Below are 15,261 nucleotides of genomic sequence, written 5' to 3'. Positions count from 1 at the left end.
TCTGGCACAACGACAAGACCGGCCAGCCCACCGCCCGATCCCTCACCGCCTACGACCATTGATCGTAAGCAGCCGCCTTGGAATCAACCATCTAGTTGTCGATCAGGTAGCAGGAATGGGCGCCCTGCATCCAGTCATGGCCGAACTCCGTGCCGGTGACGCGGCCGATGAGCACGAAGGCGGAGGTGACGCACTCCGCGAGGGGTGGGCTGTAACCGTCAAGAGACAGCTGGGTGAAGTCCGCCCACTCGGCGGGCATGTCCTCCTCGTCCTCCTCCCCATGCGTCTCCGACCAATCCTCGTAGGCGAGCCAGCCGGGCAGCAGGTCGGGATGGGTTCGCCAGCTCGTGTCCGCCCAGTCGAACCGCAGCCCTTCCGCGTAGACGTCGAGCGCGTGCGGGTCGCCGCCGCGACGAGCCCTGGGCCGAGTGATACTCATCTCGGCCAGGTAGCCGCCGTTGGCCGCGTACAGGAGGGTGCCGGGATCGTTCACCTGCCAGCTCAGCCCGAGCGCCCGGCCGCCCGTTGACAGCTCGTCGAGAGCGTCGATGGCCTGAAACGCCGTGGTACTGCACCACCTGGGTCCATCGGTCATTCAACCGGCCGATCCACACCACGCCCTCGTCTTCGGAGAAGTCGCGTTTCCCCAGCTCCGCCCAGCTCAGCTGAACTTCGCTCCCGAGATCCGCGCCCATGAGCCGCGCCGTGTCGCGCTCTCCCCAGTTCTCCACCCATAGGCCCAGGAATTCCTGGCCCGCCGTAGGACCGGGTGAGATGCCACAGCCGCTCCTCATCTCTCACTTTTCCTCCTCGCGAATCGGGACAGGGGCCGCCGGTACGGCTTTCGCCGCGCCGACGGCCCGCATTTCTACTTGAGATGCACCCAGAACTTGTCGTTGGCGAGCACCCGATGGAGCACTGTCAAACAAATGTGACAGTAACCCGGCTCGCCGTACCGCTCCTACCCGACGGTCACCTTGTCGGGCGGTTCGTCATCCAGGCTGAACAGGCCATCCGCGAAGTGCTGGGGTGCGTTGTGCCTTTGCGGGAGGAGACCGTGCGGCTGTTTCTCGACGACTTCACGACCGCTGACCTGCCCATGACCCGCCTGACAGGCATCGATTTGGCGGGGGACCGCCGGTCGGAGACGGGAACGCGGTGGCCGTAGGAGCTGGAAATCGACGACCTCAAGCCACACTCGGACGCGATTGATGCCGCGCGCGGGCTGGACGGTGCGTGACCTCGCCGACCGTGCCCGAAGCGGCGCGACCGCGCGTGGGGTTGCTGCGGGCGGGCGGTGCGTATGGCCCGGCGCCTGGTCCTTCTGTCCTCCTACGGGTCCTCGCTCACCACCCGCAGGGCGGTGTTCGCGGTAGCGCCCGGTTCGGTGAGGCCGCAGTCTGGACCGGCCAGGGCCACCGCGTAGCCCAGCCGCTCTTGCTCCACATGGACGAGGGCACCTTGACCAAGCTGGCCGGTCAGGACCGCGATGTGCGTGGCCAGCCACAGGTATGCATCGAACGCCACTCGCTTCTCTGCGCCTTCGGACTCGTCTGGTCCAGGTGTGCTATGCGAGCGTCAGCACTCGCTCAGTGGCTCTCGATGAGTTCTCGCAGGTGAGGGCTCGCCCTTTCCACCAGTTGCGGATGGTGTCGGAGGAGCTTTTTAGCAACATAGTCGTCCACATTGTCATATATCAATCCGCTGCGCATTTCGAGCAAGTTCTCGCACATTGTGAAGAATGTCGCAATAACTTCATCATCTGCACGCTCCACCGCATCCTCGAAGACCCCGGAACTGACCTCCAAAATATACTCGTGTTGCCCCGGAATGTCCCCGTCCTCGCGACAGCGAGCTTCAAGGGCCGAGATCGCTTCATGGGCGGCAGGCATAGCTGCCCATATGACCTGACGCGTGCGTGCTACAAGCTCCTCCAACGGGATGACGTTGTCGAGATCTGGACCTTCCACGGCGACCTCCAAGGTTGCGCAGGATTCTGTTTGAGCTGATCGTCTACATCGGCCCACCCGGGCGGGCAGTGCCCGCCAGGATTGGCTAACTACGCGAGCAAGTAGTTGCGCCAGTTTTCAATGGAGGCACACCTTGTAAGCGAAAGATGGTCCGGTGCTTAGCGCTCGCCAGGAGTGACAACGCCGGATTCGTACGCCAGGACCACCGCCTGGACCCGATCGCGCAGCCCGAGCTTGGTCAGGATGCGCCCCACGTGGGTCTTGACCGTGGTTTCCGACAAGAACAACTCGGCCCCGATCTCGGCATTGGACGCGCCCCCGGCCAAGCTGAGGAAGACTTCACGCTCGCGCTCGGTGAGCACCTTGAGCACGGTCGCCGGGTCGGTGTCGGTCTTCGCGACGAGCCGCCCGATGAGCCGCCGGGTCGTGGCGGGCGCGATGATCGAGTCGCCCCGGTGCACGTGCCGGATCGCAGCGATGATCTCCTCTCCTGGCGCGTCCTTCAGCATGAACCCGCTCGCACCGGCCCGCAGCGCGGCCAGGGCGTGCTCGTCGAGGTCGAACGTGGTCAACACCAGCACCTTCGGCGGGTCGTTCAGCCGCTGGATCTCCCGGGTGGCGGTGACACCGTCCATCCGGGGCATGCGGATGTCCATCACCACCACGTCGACGCGCCGCGACTCCAACGCCTTCAGGGCCGCCAAGCCGTCAGCAGCCTCGGCGGCCACCTCCATGTCGGGCTGGGACCTGACGACCATGGTCAGGCCGTTGCGCAGCAGTTCCTGATCATCGACGATCATGATCCTGATGATGGGAGGCTCCTCGGCTCATAGGGCATGGTGGCCGACAGTACGAAGCCGGCGCCGGGGCGTCTTCCGGCCTCCAGAGTGCCTCCCACCATGCTGAGCCGTTCGCGCATCCCGGTCAGCCCGGCGCCGGCCCCTTCTACCGGCGGTCCGTCGCCATCGTTCGTGATGGTGATGTGCAGTCCGTCCGGGCGCCACGCCAGCGTCAGGTCGGCCGCGGCCGTCGCCCCCGCGTGCTTGATCACGTTGGTCAGCCCCTCTTGGATGACGCGATAGGCGGTCAGGTCGGCGGCGGGGCGCAGCGGCCGGGCGTCCCCGATCTCTTGTACGGCGACGCGTACGCCCGTATCGCGCACCTGGTCGAGCAGGTCGGACAGGTCGCCGAGGCCCGGTTGCGGAGCGGTGCCGCCGTCGGCGCGCAGCACGCCCAGGAGCCCGCGCATGTCGCGCAGGGCCTCGCGCCCGACTCCGGCGATGGTGGCGAACACATCCGCCCTTGGCGCGTCTGGATCGGAAAGCCTGCCACCCTCCGCCTGGCTGACCATGACGGCGAGCGAGTGGGATACCACGTCGTGCATCTCGCGGCTGATGCGGTCGCGCTCGGCCCGCGCCGCCTCATTCCGCTCCCGCGCACGGTCGGCCTCGGCCCGCTCGGCCTTCGCCCGGAGCTCGGACAGGAACAACGCCCGCATCCGGCTGAGGCGGCCCAGCGACCACAGGCACGCCGCCACGGCGACCAGGCCGACCGACAGCCCGATCCGCCAGGCGACCAGCTCGTAGGAACCCGACGACCCGCCCCACGAGGCCGGATTCCACAGACGCGCCAGGAGCAGGCCCACCCCCGCCAGGGCGACGGCCAGGCAGACCAGGCCAGGCAGCAGGTCGAGCCGGCCGGACGCCGTGTAGAGCAGCAGCCCGAAGACCAGCGTGCTCGGCAGCAGCACCGCCGGATAGTAGGCGCCGCCTGGATCGTGCAGCGGCGGCAACGCCACCAGCAGCAGCATCGCTGCCGCGGCCAGCCCGTACGCCGCCAGCGGGCGCAGCCGACGCGGAACGACGCAACCATGCAGCACCAGCAGGCCGAGACCCGCGAGCAGGCGGAGCGGCAGGGGACTGTCCGAGGCCTGGAGCAGGCCCAACGAGACCAGGCCGAGCGGCAGGACGAGCAGAACGGCGAGCACGGCATCGGCGCTCACCTGATGCCGGTTGAGAAGGGAATCCACCGCGGCGCCGGCAGACCGGGACTCTCGCACGTCCACCATTATGGTCGGCGTGCGTGAGCGGGGTGCCGACGGCGTGCGAGGTAGGCCAGCGCGGCCACCGCCAGGGCCGCACCCCACAGCGGCCACAACATCTCCGGAAGCCAGGCGCCCAGCTCGCCGGCGGCGCCCGCCGGGCCAACCTGCTCGCCGGTGAGCTTCTTGCGCACGTACATCAGTCCGGCGGAGGTGATGGGGAGGGAGACGGCCAGAGCCGTGCAGGCCGGGAGTCGCGCCGGAATCGGCAGCCCGCGCAGGAACGGCACCCAGCGCGGCCAGTTCTCACCCCACGGCCGTACCAAGCCGAGGGTCAGGACCGCGCCGAGGAGACCGAGCGTGCTGAGACCGGCGCCGATCGGGGTGATCTCGGCGATATCGGCCAGGAACTGGTCGCTGATACCGACGGGCACGCCCAGGAGCCAGCCGAAACGGGTGACGGCGTAGACGACGGGGACGGCGACCGCGACGGCGGTCGCATACCGCCCGATCCGTAGCGCGCCAGCGGGGCTGCCTGGATGTCTGGACCCTCTGATCAGCGCGCGTGCCCCCAAGAGCATCAGGCTGACGCCGGCCGCCATCAGGATGAGCAGGTTGACGCTCGGCCAGGTCAGCATGGTCGCGATCATCGAGAACTCTGCCTGGCCGGCCAGCGCGGCGGCCAGCATCACCGGAAGGTAGCCGGCGGTCATCATGATGCGGACATCGGGCAGGAGGACCGCCAGGATGGCGCCGGCCACGACAGCCACCACGGCGGGGGCCCGGTTGAGCGGGCCTCTGGCGGCGAGCACGGCGACGGCGCCGGCCACCAGCGCGGACATCACCAGCAGGCCCCCGCCGACCGCCGCCGGAAGAGGATCGAGCAGCGTGCCGCCCGCCCCCGTACGGCCGGCGTCGAACGGATATCCGGGTCCGCCGAAAGCCCAGAGCAGCCCGAGGGCCAGATAGCTCACGGACCAGACGACGATGATCAGGACCGGCACGATCGTCCGGCGGCTTCCTGGAGCAGAGGTGTTCACCCGGCCCAATCTGCCGCCGCGGCGATGCCCCGCACATCGTCACCGGGTCTCACCCCCCTCCTCCGGAGGTCGCGACGGCGTCGTCCCAGCGGAGGACCTCTCAGCCGGACCGCCACCGCAGGTCGGCGGCAGTTCGGTCACTGACAGGCGCGGCCGTAGAACGCCGAAGCCCCGACCGCCTGGCGATGAACCCGACACTCGCGAGCGTGTGACGACTCGTCTGTCCGTCTCGCCGCACGGCGCGGGTTGTTCGCGGTCTGCTTGAGCCTCACATGTTCAGGCGGACGGCGATGCCGTCGAGGAGGCAGTTGAGGCCGAGGTCGAACTGCCATCGCCTGTCGTCCTTGCGGGTGGCGGTGCTCAGGTAGTGCTGGTAGGTGGGGTAATGGCCGGTGCGCATGTGCCAGGCCATGAGGGGGGCGAGTTCGGTGCGCAGTTCGTCGCCGCTGGACAGGCTCTGCTCGCTCATGAACGCATCGACGGCGCTGTCGTAACTCATGGCACCCTGCACGTAGGCGTCCACGCTGCGGAAGATGCCCATCATCGTGTCGGGGTCCAGGCCGAGGCCGTCGAGCGCCGTCAGAGACTGCTCGGCCACGGCCATGCGGCCGGGCGTCAGGGCGAGCTTGGATTGCGGTGGGAGCTGAGCCAGCCACCGGTGCTCCAGCATCAGCTCGCGAGTGCCCACGGCCAGGGCGTGCAGGCTCTCCCGCCAGCCGAGACCGCCGGGCAGGCGCATGCCTGCGTAGACGTGTTCGACCATGAGTTCCAGCAGGTCGTCCTTGCCTGACACGTAGCGGTAGGGCGCCATGGGAGCGACGCCCAGTTCCGTGGCCAGGCGGCGCATGGTGATGGCCTCCAGGCCCTCGGCGTCGGCGACCGCGACGGCGGCCATGGCGATGCGCTGGGGAGACAACGTCTGGCGGGGGACCGGTGCGGGCCGTTCCAGCCGTTCCCACAGCGGTGCGCTCCTGTCGGTGGCCATGGCGTTGTCCCCTTCTCCTCGCCTGCCGATACAACGTACCGGAAGTGGACATCGTATACTCGTGTGTGTACGTTGTATCCGCTCGATACAGCGTACACAAAGGAAAGACAAGTGTTCAAGATCGCCGTCATTCTCGGCAGCACCCGTGAGGGACGCTTCGGCCCCGCCGTGGCGAACTGGCTGCTGGACCACCTTCATCAGCGCGACGACATGAGCGCCGACCTGATCGACTTGGTCGAAACCCCGCTGCCGGCCATCTTGCCGGTGCTCGGCCGGCCACCGGCCTCTCAAGAGGACAGGGATCTGCTGGCGGCCGTCTCGCCGCGCCTGGCGTCGGCCGACGCCTTCGTCATCGTGACACCCGAGTACAACCACAGTTTCCCGGCCGCGCTGAAGAACGCCATCGACTGGCACGGCGTCGAATGGCAGGCCAAGCCCGTCGCCTTCGTCTCCTACGGCGCCTTCTCCGCCGGGCTGCGCGCGGTCGAGCAGCTCCGGCTCGTCCTGGCCGAGCTGCACGCCGTCACCTTGCGTGACAGCGTGGGCCTGCAGCATCCGTGGGCGCAGTTCGACGGCGACGGCAAGGCTCTCGACCCGGGCGCCGATGCCGCCGCCAAGGTCATGCTGGACCGGCTCGCCTGGTGGGCGCACGCGCTGCGCGATGCCAGGACCGCCCGCCCCTACACCGTCTGAGGCGTCATGACACGCCTGGGTGTCTTCGGGCTGCTAACCGGCATGTTCCTGGCCATGCTCGACGGCCTGATCGTGGGCACCGCGCTCCCCACCATCGCCGGCGACCTCGGTGGCCTGGACCAGCTGCCGGGGGTGGTGACCGCGTACATGCTGGCAGCTGGGGCGACCACCCCGATCTGGGGCAAGGTCGGCGACCTGCTCGGCCGCAAGGCCACCTTCGTCTGCTCCATCGCGCTGTTCCTGGCCGGATCCGCGCTGTGCGGCCTGGCCCAGACCATGCCGCAGCTCATCGCCTTCCGCGCCGTGCAGGGGCTGGGCGCGGGCGGGCTCATGGTCGGCGCGCTGGCCATCATCGGCGTGCTCGTCCCACCCCGAGACAGCGGCCGGCTGCAGTCGATGATCGGCGCCATCATGCCCGTCGCCTACGTCGGCGGGCCGCTGCTGGGCGGGCTGCTCACCGACCACCTCAGCTGGCGCTGGACCTTCTACGTCAATCTGCCCGTCGGTGCTCTCGCCCTGCTGCTCATCGCCACCCGGATCCACCTTCCGCCCACGGAACGCGGCCGGCCGCGCATCGACTACGCCGGAGCCGTGCTGCTGACCGTCGCCATCGTGGCCCTGACCCTGCTGGCGGGCGGCACCTCCTGGCCATGGGCGCTCGGCGCGATCAGCGCGTTCGCCCTGGCCGCGTTCGTGGCCGTCGAACGCCGCACCGCAGAGCCGATCATCCCGCCCCGGCTGTTCGCCGACCGGAACTTCACCCTCGCCCAGGTCCTGAGCGTCCTGGTCGGCGCGGTGATGCTCACCGTCACCAACTACCTGCCGCAGTACCTGCAGCTCGTGCAGGGTTCCTCCCCGGCGGTCAGCGGCATGCTCCTGCTCCCGCTGATGTTCGGCATGCTCGGCGCCCAGCTGCTCACCGGCCGCCTCATCAGCGCAAGCGGCCGCTACCGCAGCTACCCGATCCTCGGCGCGGCCCTCATGGCCGGCGGCGCGCTGGCACTGTTCCCCCTTGACGGAGACACCCCCGTTGCGCTCGCCTCGGCCCTGACCCTCCCCATCGGAGCGGGGCTGGGCCTGGTACTGCAGAGCACCACCCTCATCACCATGAACAGCGCCGACCCCCGCGACATGGGCGCGGCCGGCGGCACCCTCACGCTGCTGCGCACGATCGGCGGCTCGCTCGGCATCGCCCTGCTGGGCACCCTGTACGCCGTCCAGGTACGCGGCGACCTGGCCTCCCACCTGGGACCGGCGGCCGCCGACCGGCTGACCACGCAAGGCGACCTCACCCCCACTCTGCTGCCGGGCCTGCCCGCCCAGGTGGCCGACGCGGTCCGGCCGGCCGTCACCGCAGGCCTGCACGTCATCCTCATCGGCGCCGCCGCACTGTCCGTCGCCGCCTTCACCATCGCCTGGCTGATCCGCGAAACCCCACTGCGCACCGGCCCCGCCGAGGACCTGGTAAACCAGTCGATCAAGCAACGCTGATCGACTCAGCGCGCAGGTACGACTTTCACGGGTGCTGCCGCTCTGCGTGCCATCGCGCCTGGATGGCAGATCATTTTCCGGTCATGCTGGACCGGAAGGCGTGGTTTCCTGTAGGCATTTTTGACATTCTCATGCGGTCGACTGAATATCGGGCAGTGGATTTGTGCTAATGTGCTTTGCAGGAATGAGCGGAGTCCGACAAGCTTCACTCGCGCCGTGGATGTCCAACGGTACAAGTCTCGTATCAGGGGGTAATCCATGAGCGGGCACCTGTGTTGCCGAAAGGCCGCTATTATTGTCGCCGCCCTGATTCAGGGCGCGCCGGTGGCCCTACCCGAACCGAGCATGGCGCAGGTTGTTAAGGCCTATCCGGCTGGGTGGTTCATCCTTGAATCTATCGTGCCTGATCACAGGCCTCCCAACAATCCGAGTTCACTGGACGCCGGGCGCGACGGTTTCGTCCGGGTAAACAGCAAGACACGGACAATCTTCAAGGGCTTCCACTGGAAGATTACCTTCCCTGCGGCCGGCCCGATGGGTCGAGTCCGCCTCAGAAGTCGACTGTACGAGACCGCCGGCGGATGTCTTTCACGGGACGGCAAACAAACGCCCGGGTATGTTGGATACGCACCCGTCATCAAGAAGTGCACCAGCCCGTCAACTCTGTGGCAGGCGTATGGACAAGGCGGAAACCGGTATGTCTTCTGCTCGCCCGATACTGGCGGAATAAACTGGCCGTTTGTCTACCGGGCCTGCCTCGAGCGCAATGATCCGTTTACTGCTGAATACGCTCGGATGGGCGTCTACCCAAGCGGTAGTTTTCCGCCCAAGATGATCTGGCTCGTACGGCAACCCGTTGATTAGGAATCCGACGAGCAGATACCAGCTGCGCAGGAGGCCCGACGGCACGGTGACCGGGTTGTAGCTGCGTGGCATCGGGTGGATCGCGGCGAACCACCGTGAGATCGTGCGGAGCTGCCCCGAAGGTGACTTCGCCGGTGCGCTTGAGCAGGGCGGCCAGCGCGGCCGGGTCGCGCACGCCCAGGCCGGGCTTCACCATGGTCCTGAGCACGCCGACCGGACCCGTGGGCGCGGCCTGAGCCGGAAACGCGCCGGCGACCAGGGCGCCGGCGGCCGCGATCATGTGCCCGGGGTCTCATGGACTCGTGCCCTGCCGTTCGGGCAGGGACCGCTCGCCAGCAACCGCAGCGCCTCCTGCGAGGGCGAATCGGGCTCGGCGGCATAGGCCACCCGTACCTGGTCGGCCTCTCCGGTGACCGTGAATGACTGGACGCTCAGTGACAGCTCGCCCACCACCGGGTGGCGGATCAGCTTGGTCCCGCGTGTCTTCTCCAGCACGTTGTGATCGGCCCACCAGCGGCGGAAGTGCGCGTTCTTCACCGACAGCTCGCCGACCAGCGCCGCCGGCCGGACGTCGTCCGGGTACTGGGCCGCCTTCAACCGCAGGTAGGCGACGACCTCCCTGGCCTTCTTCGTCCAGTCGACGAAGACCTCCCTGCTCGCCTCGTCCAGGAAGCAGGCGTATTCCTTCGGTGGCCAGGGCGTGTTCGAAGTCGCGGCCGTGGTACTGCATGTGGGTGATCAGGTTCTGGCCGCGGTGGCGCTCCAGCAGGCCGGGGTCGGTTTGGAGGATGCTCGGCAGCGCGTGGCGAGCGTGTGGCGAGCGTGTGGCGTTCGTCGGCTTTGGCGCCGGTCAGGGCGAAGGTGACGGGCAGGCCGCCCAGCGTGCACAGCAGGTGCGGGCGTAGGCCCCGGAAGAACTGCGAGTGCGAGGCGCGGGAGCCGTATGCGGCCCGGCCGGCCAGATCGCTGCGCTGAGCCGTCTGGCGGAACGGCCGCACTCGACCGGGGGTGGAATCGGCCACCCACACCTCGTCGCTCCACAGGCTGGTGTCCCGGCCCGGGGTACGGATCAGACGAAGGAGGAGACCGGCAGCCGGTGCGCAGGCGTTTGTGGTCGCCGGACTGGCCGGGCAGGTAGGGGAACAACCCCGTCAAGTGGGCGAGCGCATAGCGCGGCCGGCGCCGTTCGGAGGTGAAGCCGAGCAGGGCTGACAGCACGGCCGGGGTTACCGTTCGGCATCGCTCAAGGTGGGCTGGATGCCCGTCTTGGGGCGTTCGGGGGCGAGGCCGGGGAAAGCGATCAGCTGATCGTCGATCTTCACGTCCAGTGCGGTGGCGAGGGTGTTCAGGTCTTTCGTCACAAATCGATCTTGAACATCCTCGCGCCATGCCCGCAGGTGATCCGCTGAACCGCAGCCCTTGGAATCAATCATCTAGGCCAACACTTGGATCGGGAAACACTCCGACCGGCAACATCAAGTGAGATGCCGGCCGGGATCCTTGCCGGGCCGACAACGTTTGAATGAGATTACTGCCTCGTCTCATCCGAGATTGCCTCTTGCCTGGTCAGAGCCTCACTGAGTGGCAAGATCAAATCTGACCACGACGATCATGGACACGCCCGCAACGGGCGGGACTGCAGACGCGACCGGCTGCGCGAAGAGCGTGGCGTGCTGGAGTTCCGGGGACCTGTGGGGCCGTGACGCCTGCCCGTTTTCGCTCCGGCAAGGGCCTCGTTGTCGCCTTGGAGGTCTGCTGGTTTTTCGCCTTGCTCACTGTGGGGTATCAGCTGAGCTGGCTGATCGCCCGGTACGACAGGACCGCTATCGAGTTCGTCCTGGCTCTGGCGTTGGCGCTCACGTTGGCGTGCGCACCGGTGCCCGTCATGTTCACCTCCCTTGTCGCTCTGGACCGGCGACGACCCAAGCCGTGGCGGTGGTGGCCTTGATGTTCGGGTGGGGTGCGGGGATCGCCGCGTTCTTCGCGGCCTCGACTGGCCGACACCATCGAGTGAGATTTCCGTCGACGTCCCGTCTCACGACGGGATCGCCTTTCGCCTGGTCAGAAGCTCACCCAGAGGCAAGATCAATTGAGAAGGGACAGGTGCGCGCTGGTCTCGCAGGGCCTGCTTCCGGAATGAGCGTACGGCGAGTCGATCCTCTAGGTGCTCACCGCCCTCCGCTGACTCCCTTTCGGGTCGTTGCGTGCTCCGCACGGACTATTGACAAAGGAAATTTTTATGTACAAACTGCTTTTTGCGATGAGAGACGTCCTGTACCTGGAAGAGATCGAGCAGGCCGAGACCCTGCTCAAGCCGCAGCGCATCGAGGTGTTGCGGCAGCTGGCCGAGCCGCGCAGCTGTACCGAGGTCGCGGAGCGGCTGGACCAGACCCAGCAGCGGGTCTACTACCACGTGCGCAAGCTGGTGGACGCGGGCCTGGCGACCAAGGTCGCCGAACGAAAGGTCCGCGGCCTCCAGGAGGGCGTCTACCAGGCGAGCGCCCGTTCGTACTGGCTGTCGCCGCGCCTGGTCGGCCGGATCGGGCTGCGCCGCACCCGGGACACGCTGAGCCTGGGGCATCTGCTGGACCTGATGGAAGAGGTCCAGGCCGATGTCGCCGCGCTCGACCCGGCTACCGGGGAGCTTCCCTCGCTCGGTGTGTCCGGGGAGATCCGGGTCCCGGCCGAGCGGCGCCAGGAGTTCCTGACCGACCTGCAGACCGTGCTGCAGGATCTGTTCACGCGCTACGGCGGTGCCGAAGGCGATGCCTTCAAGCTGGCCGTGGCCTGCTACCCGAAGGAAAGCACCCCTCATGACTGAATCGATGACGTTGCGCGCGCGGGTGTCCGCGCCGCTCAAGTCCGTCCGGCACGCCCTGACGGACGCCGCCGAGCTGCGGGTCTGGCTGGCCGAGTTCGCCGAGGTCGACCTGCCGGGCCGCTTTGAGTTCTGGGGCCGGCACACGCCCGAGGGCGACTCCCCGCGCCAGCGGGTCCTGCACGCCGACGACAGCGCGCTGCGGTTCGTGTGGCCGCTGGACGGCGTCGACACGACCGTCGAGATCTCCGTGGCCGACGAGGGACCCGACAGCACGATCGTGTCGCTGACGCAGAGCCACTACGACCGTGAGGAGCAGATGTCGGGCTCCAGTATCCGGGGCGTCATGCAGACGTTCTGGTGCCTGTCCCTGGCCAACCTCGTCGACCACCTGGAGGGCCGGGCGCTCAACGTCAAGGCCGACTTCACCTCCGCGGTCATGCGCGACGAGGCCCTCATCGACGCTCCACGCGAGCAGGTGTACCAATCACTGATCGACTCGGAGAAGGTCTCTGCCTGGTTCGGGTTCCCAATCGGAATCGAGCCGTGGGTCGGCGGCCGCTATTCGATGGGCGGTTTCGAGTCCGGGCACGCCGCGAAGGTCGTCGACCTGGAGCCGGGCAGCCGGGTGGCCGTCGACTGGGGTGGCCCGGGTGTCACGACCTGGGAGCTGGCCGACTCCGACGGCAAGACCCGCCTGACCATGGTGCAGAGCGGATTCGACGAGCAGAACCCGCCGTACGACGGCTGGCTGGGCAACGTGTCCGGGCTCGCCGAGCTCCGCCGCTACCACGACCTCGCGGACTGGCAGCCGATCTGGGTGCAGACTGCCTGACCAGCTTTGCCGGGACCACCGTCATCTGACGGCGGTCTCTTCGTTGTGGTCACATCCAGGGTTCATCGGGCAGTCCCAGGTCGGGCCAGGGGCCTGCGGCGATGGGCTGGCAGTTGCCCCAGCCGGTGCCGCCGCCTACGGGGTCGGTGATGCGGACGGCGGTATCCGGGGTGGCCTCGGTGCGCTGCCCGGCGGTCTCGATCCAGCCGGACGCGACCCCGATCTGGTGGGAGCGGACGAGGTCGGCGGAGACCCGATACTGATCGCGCAGGTGGCTGCGCTCCTCGAGGCGGGGCGGGATCTCCGCGCGGCGTCCACCTCCTCAGATTCGCACCCGCATCCTCAACCACGACCTGGAAGCCGACTTCGCCCGCTGGTACCCCAACTCAGATCAGGCGCTCAGCCTCGCGGCTTGATCCGTTCCCACGGTTTCTCCCGGTCTCGTATTCGCCTTGGCCGTTGCCCTGGCGGCGCTGGGTGGTCGTGGCTCTCATCAAGTAGCACCCTGATCAGAGCCTGATGACGGGACAACCGGCCCCAGGTTGGAACGACCCTCCAGGACCAACGCCCCGGTTTCGAGATCGCGCGGGTAGGGATCGTCGCTGCGAGCGTCGGATCCGTGGGATGCCCTCGCTAGGCGCGGGCGCGAAGGCATGCTGGGCGCACGTCGAGCGCTCCGCAACACAGTTCGTGGGGCGTACTGGCGAGGCGATGGATTTCTCGTTACCCCACAGCGCGGCCGATGAGTTTGTGGCTCCCGGCCGGTCAACCTCGTAACACCCTAGGAAAGGACACCGCCATGTCAGAGCTTCTCGTCGACTTCATCACCTCCCTCGACGGCCACGCATCGGGAGAGGGATGGCCCGGATTCTGGGGCCTCGAGGGCCCGGAGTACCTCGCATGGCTCGGCGAGCAGCCCGAGGCCACCCTCCTGATGGGAGCGAACACCTACCGCCTGATGTCGGGCTTCGGCGCCGGCGAGGTCCCGGATGGCCAAGACGAGTTCAGGCCAGAAGAAGAGGCGTCCGTCGACGGGCTGGCGCAAGCGTCCAAGGTGGTGTTCTCCTCTTCACTCGAGGAGCCACTGACGTGGGCCAACTCCACGCTCGTCCGCGACGACGCCGTCGAGGCGGTCCGCGCCATGAAGTCGAGTGGCTCGGGACTCCTTAGCACGATCGGCAGCCTCAGCCTGTGCCGGTCCCTGCTACGAGCCGGACTCGTCGACCGCTTCCGGGTCGTGATGTTCCCGGTGATCACCGGGGCCACGGGCGCAGAACGCATCTACGACGGCTATCCGGACGTCGCCCTCGAGATGATCGAGCACCGCCTCTTCGACGGCCGCATCCAGCTGGTCGAGTACAAGCCCCGCGTGCTCGAGCACCCGCCGCTCGGCGCCCCTGCGTGACGTCGCCCCGTCCGCCGCGGCGTGGCCAACCGGCGGGCGAGGGTGATCAGTTCGAGGAAGGAACTCGGCCAGCCGTTGGTCAGCACGATCGGCAGGGCGCCGGGTTGATCGCCGTCGAAGCGCAGGTAGTGGACCGGGGTGCCGTCGATGTCCGCGACGTGGGACGGCAGCGCGTTGATGGTGGCCTCGTGGACACGCCAGTCGTAGCCGGAGGCCCGACAGGTGACCAGGCGTCGCAGTTCGCCGGGGTCGGTGCCGGCCTCCCACGCGCCGATCGGCCACGGGGTGGGCCAGCGGGTGTGGCGCAGCCGGGAGCGCAGCTCGTCCAGCTCGCCGTCGGTGACAGCGATCATGGGTGTGTGTTGGGTCACTGGAGTCTCCAAGGGTTTCTCTGACCCCTCTCGAGGACAGCCTTGAGCCGGGGCAAGGTCTTCTCGATGCCTTCAGCATCGCGCCGGCCCCAGGCGGATCCCACTACGCGCTCGCCCCACGGCGAGGTGGTGAAGTCGCAGGTCTCGGTGAGGGGGGACCGTCCACCCGGGAAGCGCTGGTTGAGCGAATCAGGATCGGATTTCGGCCCGGTTGGGTCGCGGTGATATTCGATCAGCGGCCAGGCCGTTCGACGCAGCTTGATGTCACGCAGGGCGGGAAGCCACAGGTGGATCCATTCGGCCCATTCCGTCGCGCTGAGGGGGTCGTCGCAGGGCGTGATGCCCTCGGCGATCGCCGGAGCCAGGCACCTGGCCAGGGTGTTACGTGCGACACCCAGGCTGTTGGCGATCTTTCTGACGGAACGGCTGGCACGCCAATGCATCAGGCTCTCTGCGATGTCGACCACGTGGTACGCCTTCCGCGCAATGATCGCCCCCTTTGGCGAGCCCTTGATGGACCACCAAGGAATCATGGAATGGGCTGACCCAGTCCAGACGACACGCACACGTCGTGACCTGGCTCAGTTACGCGGTTGAGGCTGCCCGGGCGGCTCGAATCGGTGAAGTTGATCATGCTCTTCCGGCTCAGTAACGGGCTCTGGCGCGATCAATGGGGAGCGATCACGTTCGGTGATCTCAGTTGTGCAGAGCCATGGCGCGGAGGAGGTCGTAGTTCGCGCGACCGAAC

16 protein-coding genes and 1 pseudogene are annotated in these 15,261 nt (G+C 67.7%); 6 read left to right on the top strand and 11 right to left on the bottom strand.

Features of this window, described 5'->3' with window-relative positions:
- Positions 1 to 91: 91 nt before the first annotated feature.
- From HNR40_RS53225 to HNR40_RS53195, 7 genes are all read right to left on the bottom strand, one after another.
- Positions 92 to 595 (bottom strand): hypothetical protein, encoded by a 504-nt coding sequence (locus HNR40_RS53225; RefSeq protein ID WP_184976570.1) that lies wholly within the window; start codon positions 593 to 595, stop codon positions 92 to 94.
- 737 nt (positions 596 to 1,332) lie between these two features.
- Entirely contained in the window at positions 1,333 to 1,527 is a 195-nt protein-coding gene (locus HNR40_RS53220; RefSeq protein ID WP_184976568.1) for a hypothetical protein, read from the bottom strand.
- A 62-nt stretch (positions 1,528 to 1,589) separates the two neighbouring features.
- Positions 1,590 to 1,982, bottom strand: a complete 393-nt coding sequence (locus tag HNR40_RS53215; RefSeq protein ID WP_184976566.1) for a hypothetical protein — start codon at positions 1,980 to 1,982, stop codon at positions 1,590 to 1,592.
- A 146-nt stretch (positions 1,983 to 2,128) separates the two neighbouring features.
- Positions 2,129 to 2,770 (bottom strand): response regulator transcription factor, encoded by a 642-nt coding sequence (locus tag HNR40_RS53210; RefSeq protein WP_184976564.1) that lies wholly within the window; start codon positions 2,768 to 2,770, stop codon positions 2,129 to 2,131.
- Entirely contained in the window at positions 2,767 to 4,029 is a 1,263-nt protein-coding gene (locus tag HNR40_RS57770; RefSeq protein ID WP_184976562.1) for a sensor histidine kinase, read from the bottom strand. The genes HNR40_RS53210 and HNR40_RS57770 overlap by 4 nt, the downstream gene beginning before the upstream one ends.
- Before the next feature lie 8 nt (positions 4,030 to 4,037).
- The gene (locus tag HNR40_RS53200; RefSeq protein ID WP_184976559.1) at positions 4,038 to 5,051 is read right to left on the bottom strand and encodes a hypothetical protein; all 1,014 of its coding nucleotides are present in this window, start codon (positions 5,049 to 5,051) and stop codon (positions 4,038 to 4,040) included.
- Positions 5,052 to 5,319: 268 nt separating this feature from the next.
- The gene (locus HNR40_RS53195; RefSeq protein ID WP_184976557.1) at positions 5,320 to 6,036 is read right to left on the bottom strand and encodes a TetR/AcrR family transcriptional regulator C-terminal domain-containing protein; all 717 of its coding nucleotides are present in this window, start codon (positions 6,034 to 6,036) and stop codon (positions 5,320 to 5,322) included.
- Between the two features lie 111 nt (positions 6,037 to 6,147).
- On the opposite strand from HNR40_RS53195, the gene HNR40_RS53190 reads away from it, so the two are divergent.
- From HNR40_RS53190 to HNR40_RS53180, 3 genes are all read left to right on the top strand, one after another.
- A complete protein-coding gene (locus HNR40_RS53190; RefSeq protein ID WP_184976555.1) occupies positions 6,148 to 6,729 on the top strand; it encodes an NADPH-dependent FMN reductase in 582 nt (193 codons plus the stop codon).
- A 6-nt stretch (positions 6,730 to 6,735) separates the two neighbouring features.
- Complete coding sequence (locus HNR40_RS53185; protein ID WP_184976553.1) at positions 6,736 to 8,220, top strand: MDR family MFS transporter; 1,485 nt, start codon at positions 6,736 to 6,738, stop codon at positions 8,218 to 8,220.
- A 258-nt stretch (positions 8,221 to 8,478) separates the two neighbouring features.
- Positions 8,479 to 9,084, top strand: a complete 606-nt coding sequence (locus HNR40_RS53180) for a hypothetical protein (RefSeq protein ID WP_184976551.1) — start codon at positions 8,479 to 8,481, stop codon at positions 9,082 to 9,084.
- Between the two features lie 276 nt (positions 9,085 to 9,360).
- Here the strand turns inward: HNR40_RS53180 and HNR40_RS53175 are convergent, their stop codons facing one another.
- Positions 9,361 to 9,753 carry an MmyB family transcriptional regulator gene (locus HNR40_RS53175; protein WP_184976572.1) on the bottom strand — a complete coding sequence of 131 codons (393 nt, stop codon included), beginning with the start codon at positions 9,751 to 9,753 and terminating at the stop codon, positions 9,361 to 9,363.
- Position 9,754: 1 nt separating this feature from the next.
- Positions 9,755 to 10,445: pseudogene (locus HNR40_RS58160) on the bottom strand (IS982 family transposase); the annotation flags it as partial.
- Positions 10,446 to 11,344: 899 nt separating this feature from the next.
- On the opposite strand from HNR40_RS58160, the gene HNR40_RS53165 reads away from it, so the two are divergent.
- The 3 genes from HNR40_RS53165 to HNR40_RS53155 all read left to right on the top strand — a co-directional run bounded on the left by HNR40_RS53165 (position 11,345) and on the right by HNR40_RS53155 (position 14,142).
- Entirely contained in the window at positions 11,345 to 11,905 is a 561-nt protein-coding gene (locus HNR40_RS53165) for a winged helix-turn-helix domain-containing protein (protein ID WP_184976548.1), read from the top strand.
- A complete protein-coding gene (locus tag HNR40_RS53160) occupies positions 11,898 to 12,737 on the top strand; it encodes an SRPBCC family protein (protein WP_184976546.1) in 840 nt (279 codons plus the stop codon). Before HNR40_RS53165 ends, HNR40_RS53160 begins: the two co-directional genes overlap by 8 nt.
- 799 nt (positions 12,738 to 13,536) lie before the next feature.
- The gene (locus tag HNR40_RS53155; protein WP_184976544.1) at positions 13,537 to 14,142 is read left to right on the top strand and encodes a dihydrofolate reductase family protein; all 606 of its coding nucleotides are present in this window, start codon (positions 13,537 to 13,539) and stop codon (positions 14,140 to 14,142) included.
- Here HNR40_RS53155 and HNR40_RS53150 read toward each other — a convergent pair.
- Both HNR40_RS53150 and HNR40_RS53145 read right to left on the bottom strand, forming a co-directional pair.
- Complete coding sequence (locus HNR40_RS53150) at positions 14,028 to 14,495, bottom strand: epoxide hydrolase N-terminal domain-containing protein (protein ID WP_184976542.1); 468 nt, start codon at positions 14,493 to 14,495, stop codon at positions 14,028 to 14,030. The two genes, HNR40_RS53155 and HNR40_RS53150, sit on opposite strands and share 115 nt — an antisense overlap.
- A 14-nt stretch (positions 14,496 to 14,509) precedes the next feature.
- Complete coding sequence (locus HNR40_RS53145) at positions 14,510 to 14,980, bottom strand: hypothetical protein (protein WP_184976540.1); 471 nt, start codon at positions 14,978 to 14,980, stop codon at positions 14,510 to 14,512.
- Positions 14,981 to 15,261 lie beyond the last annotated feature (281 nt).

The organism is Nonomuraea endophytica (assembly GCF_014203235.1).
Taxonomy (GTDB): Bacteria; Actinomycetota; Actinomycetes; order Streptosporangiales; family Streptosporangiaceae; genus Nonomuraea; species Nonomuraea endophytica.
The sequence above is the reverse complement of the archived record's forward strand: the minus strand, read 5'-3'. Positions and strand labels throughout refer to the sequence as shown.